The organism is Paenibacillus barcinonensis (assembly GCF_003217495.1).
Classification (GTDB): Bacteria; Bacillota; Bacilli; order Paenibacillales; family Paenibacillaceae; genus Paenibacillus; species Paenibacillus barcinonensis.
In genome coordinates this window covers 20901-37621 of sequence record NZ_QJSW01000001.1, presented here as the reverse complement: position 1 = coordinate 37621, position 16721 = coordinate 20901, and the positions used below count along the sequence as shown (strand labels likewise).

Genomic DNA, 16721 nt, shown 5'->3' with positions numbered 1-16721 from the left:
TGCGTTGACCTCCTACGTGGAAAGATTGGACTCCACCTGTTGCCGTTCATATTGTTCACGGTACCAGCCGTTCATGGCGAGCAGTTCCTGGTGAGTGCCTTCTTCCGTAATTTTCCCTTGCTCAAGCACGATGATCCGATCTGCGTGCTCAATGGCGGACAGGCGGTGAGTCGAGATCAGCGTTGTTTTACCCGCACGTTTGCTGCGAATATTTTCAATAATTTTAGCTTCTGTCCGTGCATCAACGGCGGATAAAGCGTCGTCGAGAATCAGAATGTCGGGATCGGCGATAAAGGCGCGTGCCAGAGATACCCGCTGTTTCTGTCCACCGGACAGTGCAATACCTTTTTCGCCTACGAGTGTATCCAGTCCATCAGACAGCGTGCCCAGATCCCCGTCAAATGCAGCGGTACGAATGGCTTCCATGATCACGTCATCCGAAGCGTCCGGTTTACCGAACTGGATGTTCTGACGAACAGATTTGGAGAACAAAATTTGCTCCTGCGGTACGTATCCAATCCAGCTGTGCAGATCATCCTTGGCGATATCCTCAATGGAATGTCCGGAAATGCTTAGTGTGCCTGCACCTGTAGGGTATTCGTGCAGCAGCTGCTTCAGAAGTGTAGATTTACCACTTCCTGTACGTCCTACAACGCCAAGGGTCTGCCCGCGCTGTAGCGAAACGTTAATATGACTGAGATTATCCACAGTGGAGCTTGGATAGCGGAACGTCACGTCTTTCATTACAATCTCATTCGGATTCGTAATATGAACAGGCTGTTCGCGATCCTGCACAGCAGGTTCAACCGATAAGGTTTCGTTCACCCGGTCCAGAGAAGCGCTACCACGTTGCATCAGATTAATTAATTCGCCTATGGCAAACATCGGCCAGATCATCATCCCCAGGTACATGTTGAACGATACGAGATCCCCCAGGGTAATTTCATTGTGAAATACAAGATAAATGCCGTAGGCGAGTGCGATTACATAACTAAGTCCTACGAATAACCGAATCGTCGGCTCGAACAGCGCATCCATGCGGGCAACGGCCAGGTTTTTGCGATATACATCTTCCGTTACATCTGCAAAGCGTTTCTCGTCCAGTCGCTCTTGAACGTACGCGCGTACAACGCGGATGCCAGCAATTGATTCAAGCACCTGATCGTTCATGTCGCCGAAGGCGTCCTGTGCCAGTGTATAACGCTGATGCACAGCTTTGCCGTAGATCATCATCGCAATTGCGATGAAGGGCAGGGGAAGGATTGCGGCCAAAGTCAGCTTCCAGCTGACCAGGAAACCCATGGCGAACAGTACAGTCAGCAGAAAGGCTGTCGAGTCTGTCAGGGTAAGCATACCGAAACCTGCGGTCGTTGCAATGGAACGAAGATCGTTGGTGGCGCGAGCCATGAGATCGCCGGTTCTGTTTTTTTCGAAAAAGGGAGGTGTCATCCGTAGCAAATGGTCCATGAAGCGGGAGCGCAGCAGTCGCTCGACCAGGTTGGCTCCACCAAACAGTTTGTGCATCCATATGTACGTTGTCAGATAGATAATGATAACTGTCCCTAGAATCAGCAGGATGTAACGGGTTAATGAGGCGCTGGTAATGGAGCCGCGCACGATTTCATCAATGGCGTTCCCCAGTAGGCGCGGGGGCAGCAGCTCAGCAATGCCCACGAGAATGAGCAAAATGACACCAATCAGGTATCTTTTGCGTTCCAGCCGGAAGAACCAGGCCAGGTTTTTAAGTACAGAGAACAAGTGTTATCCCTTCCTTTCAATATCCAAGAAATGCAGCTTTCGTTCAGAATTACAGTTAAATCCTGTTAAAATGGACATGAAACTCACTTTTAATCCACAAAAAAAGACACACCGCACGCAGGCGGTATGTCTTGATTTCTTCATACGGCAGCATGACTCCGAGAGCAGAGCCACCGCCGTACATAAGATTATAGTGAGCAAACTTCACAAGAGTCTTAAAAAAGACACCTGAAGTGCTGTCTTATGAACGAAATAATGATTTCGGGGATACTCCGGTATTTAATTGTGTGTGAATATGGACAAGCTTATGTCTTTTAAACACCGTAATCACCCTTTCTTGTTAATGGAAATTAATGCAATGTAGACCTCGTATGTTTGCATCTTACCACCGCATTTTACAATCTGTCAAACATTTTTCACAAGATATTATGCCTATATATAATTTACAGGGTTTGTGTTCAGGACGCTCTAGCGATATGATGTAACATATATACACAGAGAAGGAGCTGACAGCATATGAGTACCCTACATGTATCCGAACAAGCTGCTCGCTGGTACAAAGAAGAGTTGAACCTGAATGAAGGAGATAGCATTCGCTTCTTTGCGAGATATAGCTCTGGCGGAGGTCTTCACCCTGGATTTTCGCTCGGAATTGCCGTGGAAAAGCCAAGGCATCCTGCCGAACAGACGGAAGTATCAGGCATTCAGTTTTTTATGGAGGATCACGATTACTGGTATCTGAAGGGGCATCAGCTGCATGTCGATGTCGTCGATGAAGGCCATGATATTGAATACCGTTACACGGAAGTGAAGTAAACACCAAGCAGCAGAGAGTACACGGGGCACGGGACACTGGACACAATTGGAATTTTAACGCTCCGTTTTTGTTCCGGCTCGGTGTCTGAACCTGATGCAAATTATAAATTTCAGCCCGGAGCATGTAGATTCTCGGGTGATCACCATCTTTTTCGGGAAGGAGGGATGAGGAGTGGATCTGCCAGCTCGAGATATAGGCCAATATATTGCCAAGCGTGCAAATATTGTGGTCAAAGCAGCTATTAAGGCTGTAAATGAACAGGGTGAGCTGCTGCTCATCCAGCATGCCGAACAGGGACATTGGCGTCTGCCTGTTGGAGAGATGCGTCCTGGGGAGACGATTGAAGGGGCTGCACATCGTGAACTTTGGGAGGAAACAGGATGGACCACGGATTCCATGATCTTTAGTTCGTTATATTCTGGCCCGGAGCTGCGTCAGGTGCATGCCAACGGGGATGAAGAATATGATGTTATTGCCCTGTTCCATGCCCTGATCGTTCAGGATGAGCTTGTGGAGGCAAGAGTGAACAGCGATGCAGGATTGAAGTTTTTTGACCCATCCGCACTGCCAGCCATGAATGGAATCAGTCAAACCCTGCTGCGGCGTTCAGGTTTGACAGTACAAGCACCAGATTGAACTTATGTTATCGGTTACTGCAAATGCTCCAAAATATTAAAGACCTCGATATTCGCTGTACAAGCGGGTACCGAGGTCTTTGGCGTTTATCGTAAAATTACATAGCTGTATTGATCCGGCTTATCGGAAATATGCTTCTGATCAGATCCTCTATAAGCGCGATCACACTTGATCGAGCGGTTCATCGTCCATGGCAAAATCAAAATCATCAATATCAAATACTTGTACCGGTGATTCGGATTCGATGATTCGGGCAATCAATTCCACCTGATCCGTCAAAATAGGAATGCCCAGACGTTGGGAGGTAAGCAGCAGCTCTGTCTCGATCGGATCAAAAAATTCTCCAAACTGTGCAGTATCCATCGCATTGATAATCGTAAGGGACACCTGGTCACCAAACAGGATTGAAGGGCTTTTGGCCCAAGGAACAGAAAGCGCACGTTCAATTTTTTTCTTGTTTAAAGGTTCCTCGAAGTAGGAGATCAATTCACCAATTTTAGTTTTAACATGCTGATCATCTGCCGGATTATCCATCATCGGATCAGCACTGCTTTGAAATTCATATAATTCAAGGATGGTGGTGTAAGGAACGATATATTCCACAGGCGCTGATGGCGCAAGTAATTGACCGTAGATGGCCACCATCACGGCTTCGGTAACAAAGGGACGTGACATGGTTCCTGAATCCTCCTGAGGACGATTATTGTCGTTGATGAATTCATCTGACAAGGCGAAAGATGATGTTTCCTTGCATCAGATGCATGTACCTGAATTGCATGAATAGAAGTATAGCATACAACGGTGGGAAATACATCCAATCCGCAAAAGTGTACATGGGTATGCTGCGGTTCAGGATTTACCTAATAGCATGGCCAGAATACCTGCTGCAATCAGCGGTCCGACCGGCACCCCTTTGAACAAGGCAACCCCGAGAACGGTGCCAATTAGCAAGCCTGCTACAACAGTGGGCTGTGCAGTCATCAGCGAAGCACCTCGTCCGCCGAGGAAAGCAACGAGCATGCCTACGCCAATAGCGAGCAGTGATTTCCAGTGCAGAAACGATTCACCGACCGTCTGCAGACTGATCTTACCGCTGGCAAGTGGTGCCATGACACCAATCGTCAGAATGATAATACCCACGGTGAGCCCGTACTTTTCAAGCCACGGAAAGGCCTGGCTCACATTCATCACACGAAGCAGCAGCAAAAATACCATCGCAACAGTCACCGGGGTATTGCTGCTGATGATGCCAAGTGCTGCAAACCCAAGCAGCAGGAGGGAGGTCATGTCCATTGATTTCATTGCCCCTCGGATTGTGCGCCTGATGTGCTGTTCATATGCTCTGATTTGCTAATGATATGTTCGGCGATATATCGCCCATGCCAGCGACCTGACTCGATAAATACTTCGTTGGCATTACGCCCGGATGCGATAACACCGCCGACGTAGATGCCGGGTACACTGCTTTCCATCGTTTGCGGATTGTACATCGGTTTATCCATATCTTCGGACATTTCTACACCGATGGAAGTCAGCAGCTGGCGATCCGGTCTGAAGCCGGTCATGGCGAGCACAAAGTCATTGTCCAGTTCGCTCTCTGAACCGTCGGCGTGTACGATGCGGATCGAATGATCCAGAATTTCATTCACCCGAGAGCCCAGATGCAGCGTAATGTGATTTTTCTGTACCATACTTTCGAATAATGGACGAACCCAGGGTTTAATGTGGTCGGACAGACCTGTACCTCGGTAGACCATATCAATATGTGCTCCGACCCGGACGAGCTCCATGGCAGCATCTACGGCTGAATTGCTTCCACCGATAATGGCTACACGCGTCCGAGTGTATGGATGGGCTTCACGGAAGTAGTGGGTGACCTTGTCCTTCTCTTCCCCGGGAATGCCGAGATAATTCGGGTGATCAAAGTAGCCCGTTGCTACAACGACGTGACGACCTTGATGCACAATCGCTTCGCCGCGCCGGTTAACTGTATGTACCTCGAATGTACCGTCTTCTTTGCGTTTAATCTCACGGGCTTCCTCATAATTATGAACACGCAGGCCGAAATGTTCGGCGACTTTGCGATAATAGGCAAGGGCTTCATAACGAAACGGCTTGTCATTCGGACTGCTGAAAGGCACGTTCCCGATCTCGAGCAGCTCGGCTGTACTGAAAAACTGCATATGGGTGGGGTAGAGATAGATGGATTGTACGATATTGTGTTTCTCAATGATAACCGCTGATAAACCGACCCGTTCACACTCAATTGCCGCGGACAGACCGCATGGGCCTCCGCCAATAATAATGACATCTTCCATGTTCATAATCCTCCTTCATTGCAAGCAATATAATCCTACCGTAAATAACACTTCAATGCCAGTTTTGCCCCGGGCATGAGATGAGAAAAGTCGAAAAATAGATAGGATTGACTTCCCTAACAGAATAGACTAACATAAAATTAGATGATCATCTAATTAGTAAAGAGGTGCATAGCGATGCAACTGGAGAAAATAGTGGCCTATCACAAAGCCTTGGCTGATCCTACACGGCTAAGACTGCTGCTGCTTTTGTCCGAAGGAGAACTGAATGGACAGGCGCTGGCTGAGCGTCTAAATCTGTCGCAGCCCACTGTAACACATCATGCTGCCAAGCTGAGAGAAGCAGCTCTCATTCAGGAGCGACGAGAGAAAAATACGGTGTATTTCACATTAAATCCTTCGTTTATCCGGGAGCATGCGCAAGCTTCGGTTGATTTTATTTTCAAGAGAAAGGAGCATGCTGATATGACCGATGTTAACGAGACGCTTAAAGCCTCTATCATGAGAAATTTCTTCTCCAAGGATGGCCGACTTCGCCAGATCCCTGCACAATACAAGAAAAAGCTGGTTGTGCTGGAGCATCTGATGGAGCAGCTTGAATTCGGGCGCAAGTACAGCGAGAAGGAGATCAATGTATTTATTCAGCATTACCACGAGGATTTCGCCACATTGAGACGGGAATTTATTATGCATCAGTTCATGTATCGTGAAGACGGAGTGTATGAGCTGAATCCCCGTGAAATGTGGACTCGCTGGGATCAAGTGAAGTAGAGTACAGAGCGGTTTCAATTCAATATGATTTCAAATGCAATTCGAAATAGGCTTGACAATTGTATATATGACTGTGTAACATGATGGCATATTCTACAAGGGAGGCGATGTTAAATGACAAATCTAACGGCACTATACGTGGACTTGAATAGAAACAGCGTCTCCGGAACGGATCAAGGTATATTCATTGTGTTGTAGCAGGATAGGGATAGTCCTATTTATGCGAAGCTAATAATGATAATACCTTCAGACAAGTCACGGGTGACGTACCCGTGGCTTTTTTTGTGCCGATGGGGGAATAATGGGCAGGTTTGGATAATGGAGGGATGCAGAACAACCGTTATCCTATATCTGTGCGACCTTCTCTTTATTTGGATGACTTGAAGCTGCCACGGGTGTGTAAACGCTCGTGGTTTTTTTTGTTGGGATCTGTAATCGGAGAAGCGGGACAAATGACAAACATGCAGGCTGTGCAAAAGAGCAAACATTTTATCGTGGAATGTATACGAACTGGGAGGAATTTTTATTTTAAATCAGGATAATAAGGATAATAACAAGGTTAACGAGAGTTATCGTTTTGCAGAGAATGGTATTGCAAGATATGGATGGTCTGCGGCATGGGAAAAAGTATGGGTAGAGGAGCAGCAGGAAGCGGCCTCCAGACAGCCTGCCCGAATTATAGCGGATCATGGTCACATGCAGCGTCTGGTTACAGCAGAGGCGGAATATTGGGGCAAGGTGTCAGGACGGCTTCGACATGAGAGTCTGGAGTCAGGCGTTTCCCCGGCTGTTGGTGATTGGGTAGCCGTAACATGCAAACCTGGTGAGGAAGTTATTATCCATCACCTGTTGCCGCGTCAGAGTCGTGTGTCCAGACAGGCAGCGGGTCCGGTAACGAAGGAGCAGCTCATCGCTGCCAATGTAGATACACTATTGATTGTGGCTGCACTTAATCATGATTTTAATCTCAGAAGACTTGAACGATATGTATTAATGGCCTGGAATGGAGGCGTAACCCCTGTTGTTGTTCTGAGTAAAAGTGATCTCTGTGACGATGTACACACCCGAATCAGCCAGGTAGAGGGTATTGCTCCAGGAATTGAGGTGCTGGCAATCTCGGCAATCGAAGGACAAGGGAAAGAGCAACTGGAAGCCTACCTGAAGCCTGGAGCAACAGTAGCACTCACCGGCTCATCGGGAAGTGGCAAATCTACATTAGTTAACTGGATGATGGGCAGAGAGGTGCAGATGACACAGTCTGTTCGTGAAGGGGACAGCAGAGGCAGACATACAACGACACATCGGGAGATGTTTGTACTGCCGCAAGGAGCCGTCTTGATTGATACGCCGGGGATGCGGGAGCTTCATCTGTGGGACGAAGGAGAAGATGGGTTGTCTCAGGCATTTGGCGAGATTGAGGAGCTGGCTGCTGCATGTAAATTCATGGATTGCAGTCATACGAAGGAAGAGGGCTGTGCGGTCAAAGCGGCTATCGAGAGCGGTGAACTGGAAGAGAAGAGGCTGATTAATTTTCTCAAGATGCAGAAGGAGCTTCAGTATCAGCGGCGTAAGGAAGAGGTGGCTTCGAGAAAACGAACAGCGTCAAGTAAGCCGGCCAAAACACGCAAGGCCAAGCATGCACAGCGGGTCAAGGATTGGGAGCAGTACTGATAGGAGCCGGGGCATCCGCATCTGTCCTGCATAGGATAGGGCAGGAGGGATGACTTCATGCCGAATTATAGAATTATTGTAGATCTGTCTGACCATATGTTGTATCTGCTGGATGGAGACCAGGTTGTGAAGGGATATCCTGTAGCCACCGGAAAGATGCTTACGGAGACGCCAAGCGGTGAGTTTACCATTGTAAATAAACAAGAGAATCCGGGAGGCCCCTTCGGTGTGCTCTGGATGGGACTGTCTGAGCCGCATTATGGCATCCACGGCACCAACCAGCCTTGGTCGATAGGCAAGTCCGTGTCGCATGGCTGTATTCGTATGTACAATTCAGACGTGCTGGACCTGTCCTCCAAGGTGCCAGTAGGAACGAGAGTCACAATCCGGCCCTAGGCCGGATTGCTGTACCTCACCCAAATACCGTATCTCTAATGAATGGAAAGAAAGTAGAGAAGGGAGCAGGCAAATGATACAGATCAGACAAGCGCGTCAGGGGGACGCGGAGGGAATCGCTTATGTACATACAGAGAGCTGGAAATCAACTTATCAAGGAATTGTGCCCGATCATGTTTTGCATCATTTGACGACTGAATCGCGAGTGCCGCAGTGGGAGAAGCAAATAGGCTCTGGCGAAAAAGATCAGATTCTGCTTGTGGCCGAGCAGCAGGACGGGGATATTGTCGGTTTTGCTACCGGTGGAAAGGAACGGGAGGGGAAGCTACCCTATGAAGGCGAGCTTTATGCTATCTATCTGTTGCAGTCCTATCAGCAGTCAGGAATAGGCAGACAACTGGTCGGGCGGGTAGTTCAGCATCTTCAGAGATTGCAGATGCGTACGATGCTCATCTGGGTGTTGGAGCGTAATCCGGCTTGCCGGTTTTATGAGAAAATGGGTGGAATCCCTGTTCACACGAAGCGGATTCGTATCGGGGATAAGGATGTCACAGAGGTTGCTTACGCCTGGTCTGACTTGAGCGTTTGCCTGACTTCGAACGAGGTGGATGAATGAGACAGCGTTTTTTCATAGGTACGTTCTAGGCCAAGGATCAGAGGCGTGCGTAATGACTTTCAATGGATAATGAACGTACAGCAGCTTGCACGAAGCAATATATCAATATTGTGACGATCCGCGTGTGAAATGAGTCGAATAAACATGAAAGCAAGGGAGCTTCCTGATCATAGAGGTGTGTTCGCTATAAAGTGACAAGAACGGTGTGAAGCCTGTATGAACGTTGTTGGGACAGGCTTTTGCATCATTATACAATCGCTTTAATCCCTGTGTTTTTTGCATAAAGCAAGGTGTTTGGGCTCGTTGTGATCTGGTTATTTATGGATACACGGAACGAAGTGCTCCGTAAATATTATGGCAAAGGGGCTTGGAACTCATGTCCATTGACCGCTTTATTTTAAGGAAAATAAATACCTGTCAGGAAGAGCATACACGAGCCAATCTGGTCAGACTATTCGTAATTCGTATTCGAAAAGCCGAGATCGCCGAGGAGCATGAGGTGGCCTACACTCTTGAGAAGATGTAATACATCAGGAATGTGTGCGGGTCGAAAGTTGTAAAGATGCAAAGAAGGTGCGTTAACATGCCAAAGTGCTCCTGAATGTAATAAATGAACTTTTTCAGGACTCTATTCTTTCATTAATGTAAAATCAAATCAGTATGCTTTAATGTAGAATCAAATCAGTATGCTTTGTTAGACCATGCAAAAAAGGAAGCTTGTCCCTTGAAGGGAGGCTTCCTTTTTCATGGTAAGGTATAAGCGAAGGAGAACGGATTCTTCTTCAATGTGTCCTTCAATATAAGGATAAAGCAAGAGAGTCATTTTCACTGCGGCTATGAAGGATTGCTTCGCCACCTACAATTTCAATACTAATCAATGAGTGCAGACATTTTTGCAAAGCGCGTTTACCGTTGCTGATCTTGTGTTCCAAAGCACTGCTCAGCAATCTTAATGTTTTTTGCACAGGTTGTTTGTTTTCTTGATTAAAGTATACAGGGATTGATTTGTTTTGAAATGTTATTAGAGTTCTCACTTGAAATCACCTCACGAGAGTTATTTCATACAGGTAATATTAAATACCAATGCTTAAAATTACCTTAAAATCAGCTTATGAAAACATAAAGGTGCACAAAGTTTGAAAAGTGTTCACAATTCAATTGTGGACGAAACAATAAAAGTCCTATTTAGTATACTATAATCTGCAAATAAATGGAAGAATATCCGAAGCTTTCGCATCGTTGCATTTCTGAACTCCAACAATGACACGAAAGTTCTGAGTCGAATGAACGATATTTTAATATATACGTGGGTCATATGTAACAAAATTACAGCGGATACGTTGCAAACAAGGGTTTTATATAAGAAAATAGGGTGGAATAGCGTTTCATCCGCATTTTTTTGATTTAATCTGACATTAGGACAATTTACATATGAGACTTTTGGGAGGGATTCACATGATACTAACCGTGTATTCCGGCCGGGAGGAAGGCGAATGGTTCGACATTGATGTTCCTGATGAATGTACCATTGAACATCTGAAGACGCTGCTTGGTGTACGAATTTTCGGACAGGCCCCTGGTGACGGCGTTCAGTATATCCTTGAGGCTAAATTTCCGGAGGGACTCTGGTTTACCCCGCATAATTCCCAGCAGTTAATGGAAACAGGGCTCCGTCAGGGAAGCTGCGTGCGTGTCCAGCGTGCATTTTCAACCACTTCCGAAGAGGCGCCGATCTATGGAAGACGCTCCTTATTTCAACAAGAGAGCAACGAATAGCGCTTTGAGGCGTATCATTCATTAATTGAACGACTAAAAGGAGGTCTTTTCTTCGTGAATGTGTTATATCAGCGTTCTCCAAGAATGACACCGGTTCTAAAGGAAGAGAGTCTCGAAATTCTCAGGCCGCCTTCGGAACCGAACAAACCTACGTTTTCAATGATCTCAATTATTATTCCTGTGATGATGACCATGGTCAGTATCGGTTTCTATGTATATATCAATATGACTGGCAAAATGAACAACAATACTTATATGATGTTTCAAATGATGACAGTCATGATGATGCTCACCTCGTACACCATCCCTTTTTTCGTATATCTGAGCAACAAAAAGACATATCGCGAAAAGATTGAGGAACGTAAAACGATGTATCTTGCTCAACTGGGCAAGCACCGTGAAGAGCTGAAGGAAGCGCAGGCGGAACAGGTAAAGAGTCTGCATGAGATTCATGGTGATCCGTCCGTATGTTTGCAGGTTGTGAAGAACCGCAACAGTTCGCTCTGGGAGCGTTCGCCGGAGGATGATGACTTTATGCAGGTGCGGATCGGTACAGGAGAAATTCCGTTTCGGATCAAACTCCAGGTTCCGCGTATTGATGGATATGAGAAGGATGAGCTGATTGAAGCAGCGCATGAACTTGCTGCTGAGTTCCAGACGGTTCCTGATGCCTCCATCACCCTGCCGTTGTTTGAGTCCAAGGTGATGGGACTTGTCGGTGATCGTGAGGAAGTCATGGCATCGCTCCGGGTCATTGTATCCCAGCTGACGGTAAGGCACTCCCCGGACGAGCTGAAGCTTGCTGCTTTTTATGAAGAAAAGGATACGAAGGAATGGGAATGGCTTCGCTGGTTGCCACATATCTGGGATGAGGATCAGGGGCAACGGTACATGGCCGACAGGCACAGCAGTGCGCATCAGTTGGCGGACAGCTTGTTTTCCGTATTAAACCGCCGCCGGAACAATAAAGAGGAGCGTTACAAAAAAACGGTGCAAACGCCGTGTTATGTCGTCATTCTGTCAGACACCCAGCTGATTGAAGAGGAACCCTTGTTGCCGTTGCTGCTGGAGGCTGCGCAGGAGATTGATGTGTGCACGATTGTACTGGCGAACCGCAAACAATCGCTTCCTATGCATTGTCAGTTAATTATGGAGGCGGGCAAAGGCAAAGGGCTTTATATCAAAAAAACGGAAGATGCAGATGTCATTCAGCAGACGTACAAACCGGATGTCATCTCCAGGGAGACGGCTGAGGCATTGTCCCGTTACATGTCACCGATTCGTCTCAAGCGTTCATCGGCTTCGGAGATTCCACAGGTGCTGCCATTGTTTGATATGCTCAGCACTACGCGTGTGGAGGATCTGGATGTCGTATCCCGCTGGGGACAGACACGGTACCCGGATACTCTTCCCGTACCAATGGGAGTAAGAGCCGGAGGCAAGAAAATAGCCATCAATCTGCATGACAAAATTGAGCGGCAGGGCCACGGTCCACACGGTTTGATTGCCGGTACGACCGGTTCAGGCAAAAGTGAGGTCATCCAGTCGATCGTTGCTTCCCTGGCTGCGGAGTTTCATCCTCATGATCTTGCATTTATGCTGATCGACTACAAGGGTGGAGGTATGTCCAATACGTTTGTTGATCTGCCGCATGTGGTGGGCACGATCACCAATCTGGACGGCAATCTGATCGAGCGAGCGAATGTGTCGCTTCGGGCGGAACTGGTCCGAAGACAGAAAATTCTGAATGATGCTGGAAATCTGCAGCATATTGATGAGTATTACAAAATTTTGCGCTCCAGACATGAGCAGCCGTTGCCACATCTCGTGATTATTATTGATGAGTTCGCTCAATTAAAGCGGGATCAGCCGGAATTCATGGATGAGCTTATCAGTATCGCAGCAATCGGTCGGACGCTGGGCGTTCACCTTATCCTGGCAACTCAGAAGCCAGCCGGTGTTGTGGATGATAAAATATGGAGTAACTCGCGTTTTCGTATCTGTCTTCGTGTGCAGAGTGAAGGAGACAGCCGGGATATGATTAAAATTCCGAATGCTGCCTGGATTACAAAACCGGGACGTGGTTATTTTCAGGTTGGCAGTGATGAAGTTTTTGAAGAGATGCAATTCGCCTGGAGCGGAGCGCCGTATAACCAGCAGGAGGACACAACGACGGTGCTGCCTGTCATGGAGGTTCGTTTGAATGGTAAACGGGAGCCTCTCCTGACGGGTGAGCGAAGAGCTGTGCTCAAGGGGGATGATGTTCCTAAACAGCTACAGGTATTTATTGATTATGTGGCCAAGGCGGCTGCAGATGCGGGGATTGAGCGATTGCCTGGACCATGGCTGCCACCGTTGCCGGAGACGCTGGAGCTGGAGAGCTTGCATGATGGGAAGCAGGGGGCCAAGAGTGAGCTTCTGCTTGATGGCGGCGCAAATGGTCTCAAACCCGTCGTAGGCATGCTGGATGACCTGCCGAATCAACGTCAGCTGCCGCTGGCATTGCCTATGGATCAAGGACACCTTGTAGTATACGGGATGCCTGGTCTTGGCAAAACAACGTTTGTTCAGACGTTACTCATGTCTCTTGCCAGCGCAGAGCGAACCGAGCCATGGAATGGATATATTATTGACATGGGCCGCATGATGAAGGATTTTGCAGGGCTGCCGCAGATCGGCGGTGTGATGATGGCAGAGGAGGAGGACCGGATCAAGCGGTTATTCCGTTACATTGTCAAAATTTCATCACAGCGCAAGGATATAATCTCTGAGGCAGGTGTTAAAACGATTTCCGCTTATCGTCGAACGGCTCATACGGTTGTGCCACAGATTATAGTGGTTATTGACGGATATCTGTCGTTCCGCAACGCTTACCCGGATGAAAATGAACTGTTAGAGACGATTTTGCGTGAAGGCGGAAGTCTGGGAATCACCTTTGTGCTCACAGCGAATCGCGTAACAGATATTTTTGAAAAATTCAGAAGCAACATTCCGAATGCAGTTTCGTTCGAGTTGTCTGATCCGAGTGATTACTATTACGCTGTAGGACGGCCGTCGAAGGCTCCAAGTCAGCTGCCCCCCGGCAGAGGTCTTGTGAAAGGTCAGGTGCCTCCTTTGATGTTTCAGGCTGCACTGCCTTCAAGCGGAGGGGATGAGGGTAAACGATCTTCGGCACTTCGCCGCACCATTGCAGCAATTCGCGAAGGCTGGACGGGTGAAGAAGCCCCGCAGATTGCACCACTTCCAGATGAAATCAAGCTAAAGGACCTGCTTGTGAGTACAGGCTCCTTCGGTAAGGCTTGGGAGACTTCAACCGTAAATGTGCCCGTCGGGCTGCTTACGGACGATCTGGAGCCGTTTGAACTGAATCTGCGTGAAGGCCCGCACTTTTTGGTAACCAGTCCGATGGAGGGCGGAAAAACGACATTTTTGCAAACCTGGATGTTGTCTCTGGCCTATCATGCTTCACCCAAGGATGTGCAAATCTACACGGTTGATATGAGGTATGGCTCAGGCGGCTTGGGCGAGATCAGCAGTTTGCCCCATGTCCGGGGACATGTATCACGCGAAGAACAGCTTGCACCTGTCATTCAGGAGTTGTACGATGAAGTTCTGAAGCGTGGGGAAATTGCGGGAGGACCGGCCATCGTGCTCGTCGTTGACGATGCGGATACACTGTCCAAGCAACTAACGGACTTTAATGTAAAAGATCAGCTAGGAGCCATTGTTCGTCAAGGAAGAGACAGGGGCATTCATGTTATCCTGTCTGGTGTGCCTGCAGACTTTCCGACGTTTGGTTCCGATTGGGTAAGTGATGTAAAGGCTTCTCAGAGTGGATTGCTGTTCGGGACTTTGGACCCTAATGATCTATCGTTCTTCCGTATTCCCTATTCGGAATCCGGGGGCAGTACAGGTGGGCTGAAGGTACTGCCCCCAGGTCAGGGTTATTATATAAAACGCAAATATTCCAGGGTTAAAGGTGCAGTTCCATGCGATAACAGCTGGAAAATGAACAATTGGATTTCTGAAATTCGTGACCGATGGCATGTTGTAGTTTGAGGGGAGGTGGCTCATAATGTTGACGGTTCATGATTCTAAGCAAAAGGTAGTCACACTGCAAATTAAGGAACTGTTTTTCCTTGCAGGCATACTCGGTTCTGATCGGCTGCTGGGGGTGGAAGACCCGTTTCGCGGTTATATGGCAGAGGAGATTGCCAGGGAGTGGGAGCATGTTAAAACCGCCTTGCTGGACAAAGGCTACTTGATTCAGGATCAAGATACCAATGAGCTGATCATGACTCCAACCGTTTTTTCCAGAGTAGCTATAGCAGGATTGTCGGACAGAGCATGCTGGCTCCGCTATACCGTTTGTGGCAAGTCGCATGAAAGTTATATTCACTGTACGGATGAACGGGTTGTTGAAGTCAGCCGGGCTTCGGATGCTCCGGATTCATTCCGTCTTCGTGATCTGGGGAATGTACGTGAAGCTATTGATATCCTCATTGAGCGGATGAACTGGAGTGGTCATTCTCCAGCGGAGAAGCCGGCATTAATGTGTTCCAAGAAAAAGTTTTACGATGTGATGAGCGGGCTTGAGAGCTGTGAGGTACAGTCTGTGGCAGATGAGCTCTCACAGGAAACAAGTGATCCAGAAGGCTCGCTTGCACTGGCCCGTTGTCTGAAGAGTAGGCAATCGGACGGAGAGCTGAGGTTACTCGTATGGGGACAGGAGGGATGGCGGTCACAATCGGCCGCATTTACCGCTAGTCCTGCTTCTAACTGGTTATTCCGTATGAGCACAACAGCTTCGGATGATTGGCTTGTTGCAGCGCTCACAACAAAAGAACAGTTTCACGAAATGCTGCTGGACTGGCTTAAACAGCCTGCAGGGGAAGAGGAAAGGTGATGGTAAATGCGCATTCGTGTGGAACCGGATGTGCTTCGGGCACTGAGCAGGCAAATTCAGTATGCAGCGGAGCAAATACAGCAAAAAATGGCAGTGTTGGATCAGGCAATTCATTCGCTGGATTGGGATATCGAATCCCGTGCGGCGGTGATGAGCGAATGGGAGCGTAGTAAACGTCTGGGTGAAGATGCTCTGCTTCGATTGATGGACTTAAGTGTACAGTTAGGTCGCAAGGCATTGTTGTTCCAACAAGTAGATATGGAATATCGTTCCGTGCTGAGTCATGTCAATGTTGCCTATGGTAATGCAGTCAACATGCTGAATGTTCTTCAAAGCAGCAGTGCGGGCGAAATCCTGCCTGCGCATGCGGCTGATGTAGCTGTTGTATCCGATCCCCTTTCCGCAATGGCGGCAGTGTATCGAATACAGGATACAGCCCCGCCTGACGGCTCTCCTGCTACTCTTGTTCAGGCGATGCAGCCTGAGCCTGTCGCCTGGAGATTCAGAGATCCTTCCTTTCGGGACAGAAGAGGAACTGAACCTGTAGTTTCCTAAGTATACTGTGAAGCGAAGGTACAGCAGAAAGTGAATTTAATTGTAAATAGGCTGTTAGTTGAAGTTTCATACGCTAAAAATGGGGTAAATAGGATTAGGTCCTTCGGCTTTTGTCCGATTGATCCTTGTATAGTACAATTTGAACAAACCAAAACAATTGCACACATCAAGGAGGAATTTAACAATGGCAGGACGTATTTTAGTTACCCCGGAGCAACTGGATCAAGTGTCCAACCAATTCAAGCAAAGTGGAGAGCAAAGTCAGCAGATCGTATCTACTTTGACTCAATCCATTACTAGCATGGAAGGTCAATGGGAAGGTATGACGAAGCAACGCTTCTTCCAGGAGTTCCAGGAAGCCAGCAAACAAATGCAGTCTTTCGTTCAAACACTCAACAGCATCAGCGCAGAGCTGTCAGCAATTGCGACCAAATTCCGCACTGCAGACCAAGCTCGTTAATCTGCTGTACATAGATCAGGACGATGAGAATAATGCAATCG

The 16721-nt window shown here is 47.8% G+C and carries 17 protein-coding genes; 12 read left to right on the top strand and 5 right to left on the bottom strand.

All coding sequences use genetic code 11. The annotated features are described in order from the left end of the window. Positions 1-12: 12 nt before the first annotated feature. Complete coding sequence (locus DFQ00_RS00175; protein WP_110892998.1) at positions 13-1758, bottom strand: ABC transporter ATP-binding protein; 1746 nt, start codon at positions 1756-1758, stop codon at positions 13-15. 516 nt (positions 1759-2274) lie between these two features. On the opposite strand from DFQ00_RS00175, the gene DFQ00_RS00170 reads away from it, so the two are divergent. Continuing rightward, a complete protein-coding gene (locus tag DFQ00_RS00170) occupies positions 2275-2574 on the top strand; it encodes a HesB/YadR/YfhF family protein (RefSeq protein WP_110892996.1) in 300 nt (99 codons plus the stop codon). Positions 2575-2746: 172 nt separating this feature from the next. Further along, positions 2747-3211, top strand: coding sequence for an NUDIX domain-containing protein (locus DFQ00_RS00165; protein WP_110892994.1), 465 nt, complete (start codon positions 2747-2749; stop codon positions 3209-3211). A gap of 162 nt (positions 3212-3373) precedes the next feature. Here DFQ00_RS00165 and DFQ00_RS00160 read toward each other — a convergent pair whose 3' ends face one another. The 3 genes from DFQ00_RS00160 to DFQ00_RS00150 form a co-directional block, all read right to left on the bottom strand. Then, entirely contained in the window at positions 3374-3886 is a 513-nt protein-coding gene (locus tag DFQ00_RS00160) for an ADP-heptose synthase (protein WP_110892992.1), read from the bottom strand. A gap of 174 nt (positions 3887-4060) precedes the next feature. Then, positions 4061-4504, bottom strand: coding sequence for a DUF441 domain-containing protein (locus DFQ00_RS00155; RefSeq protein ID WP_110892990.1), 444 nt, complete (start codon positions 4502-4504; stop codon positions 4061-4063). Positions 4505-4509: 5 nt separating this feature from the next. Continuing rightward, a complete protein-coding gene (locus DFQ00_RS00150; protein WP_110892988.1) occupies positions 4510-5529 on the bottom strand; it encodes a YpdA family putative bacillithiol disulfide reductase in 1020 nt (339 codons plus the stop codon). Positions 5530-5706: 177 nt separating this feature from the next. On the opposite strand from DFQ00_RS00150, the gene DFQ00_RS00145 reads away from it, so the two are divergent. The 5 genes from DFQ00_RS00145 (at position 5707) to DFQ00_RS28935 (ending at position 9509) form a co-directional block, all read left to right on the top strand. After that, positions 5707-6300 (top strand): DUF2087 domain-containing protein, encoded by a 594-nt coding sequence (locus DFQ00_RS00145; protein WP_110892986.1) that lies wholly within the window; start codon positions 5707-5709, stop codon positions 6298-6300. 696 nt (positions 6301-6996) lie between these two features. After that, complete coding sequence (rsgA, locus tag DFQ00_RS00140; RefSeq protein WP_110892984.1) at positions 6997-7971, top strand: ribosome small subunit-dependent GTPase A; 975 nt, start codon at positions 6997-6999, stop codon at positions 7969-7971. A 57-nt stretch (positions 7972-8028) separates the two neighbouring features. After that, positions 8029-8367, top strand: a complete 339-nt coding sequence (locus tag DFQ00_RS00135) for a L,D-transpeptidase (RefSeq protein ID WP_110892982.1) — start codon at positions 8029-8031, stop codon at positions 8365-8367. 73 nt (positions 8368-8440) lie between these two features. Further along, positions 8441-8983, top strand: coding sequence for a GNAT family N-acetyltransferase (locus DFQ00_RS00130; protein WP_244213647.1), 543 nt, complete (start codon positions 8441-8443; stop codon positions 8981-8983). Between the two features lie 376 nt (positions 8984-9359). Next, positions 9360-9509 carry a hypothetical protein gene (locus tag DFQ00_RS28935; RefSeq protein WP_167433560.1) on the top strand — a complete coding sequence of 50 codons (150 nt, stop codon included), beginning with the start codon at positions 9360-9362 and terminating at the stop codon, positions 9507-9509. Positions 9510-9777: 268 nt separating this feature from the next. Here the strand turns inward: DFQ00_RS28935 and DFQ00_RS00125 are convergent, their stop codons facing one another. Next, positions 9778-10017, bottom strand: coding sequence for a hypothetical protein (locus DFQ00_RS00125; RefSeq protein ID WP_110892980.1), 240 nt, complete (start codon positions 10015-10017; stop codon positions 9778-9780). Positions 10018-10438: 421 nt separating this feature from the next. Here DFQ00_RS00125 and DFQ00_RS00120 point away from each other — a divergent pair, with 421 nt between their 5' ends. The 5 genes from DFQ00_RS00120 to DFQ00_RS00100 all read left to right on the top strand — a co-directional run bounded on the left by DFQ00_RS00120 (position 10439) and on the right by DFQ00_RS00100 (position 16680). Beyond that, a complete protein-coding gene (locus DFQ00_RS00120) occupies positions 10439-10759 on the top strand; it encodes a hypothetical protein (RefSeq protein WP_110892978.1) in 321 nt (106 codons plus the stop codon). 54 nt (positions 10760-10813) lie between these two features. Beyond that, positions 10814-14818 (top strand): type VII secretion protein EssC, encoded by a 4005-nt coding sequence (gene essC / locus DFQ00_RS00115; protein WP_110892976.1) that lies wholly within the window; start codon positions 10814-10816, stop codon positions 14816-14818. A 16-nt stretch (positions 14819-14834) separates the two neighbouring features. Next, complete coding sequence (locus DFQ00_RS00110) at positions 14835-15665, top strand: hypothetical protein (protein ID WP_110892974.1); 831 nt, start codon at positions 14835-14837, stop codon at positions 15663-15665. A gap of 6 nt (positions 15666-15671) precedes the next feature. After that, the gene (locus DFQ00_RS00105) at positions 15672-16220 is read left to right on the top strand and encodes a WXG100 family type VII secretion target (protein ID WP_110892972.1); all 549 of its coding nucleotides are present in this window, start codon (positions 15672-15674) and stop codon (positions 16218-16220) included. Between the two features lie 184 nt (positions 16221-16404). Beyond that, positions 16405-16680 carry a WXG100 family type VII secretion target gene (locus DFQ00_RS00100; protein ID WP_110892970.1) on the top strand — a complete coding sequence of 92 codons (276 nt, stop codon included), beginning with the start codon at positions 16405-16407 and terminating at the stop codon, positions 16678-16680. Positions 16681-16721 lie beyond the last annotated feature (41 nt).